The organism is Plantactinospora sp. A48, from assembly GCF_055793945.1.
Genome location: NZ_JBTIXF010000183.1, coordinates 1 through 223, shown reverse-complemented (window position 1 = coordinate 223; position 223 = coordinate 1). Strand labels below are relative to the sequence as shown.

Annotated in this window: 1 protein-coding gene; it reads left to right on the top strand. The window is 69.5% G+C overall.

The features are described from left to right. The coding region (locus ACXN5W_RS30520; protein WP_473161835.1) for a low temperature requirement protein A at positions 1-223 on the top strand (223 nt) is incomplete at both ends.

Genomic DNA, 223 nt, shown 5'->3' with positions numbered 1-223 from the left:
CGATCAGCGCGGGACCCCCTGGTCCAGGCGGTGGCGCCGGGCGTCCGGGTCGACCGGCTGGAACTGTTCTTCGACCTGGTCTTCGTCTTCGCGTTCTTCACGATCACGCGTTCCGCCGCGGGTCACCTGACCGCCGTCGGGATGCTGCAGGGGTTCCTGGTCCTCGCGCTGCTCTGGTGGGCCTGGTGCGCCCACATGATCGTGGCGAACCGGATCCGGCTGG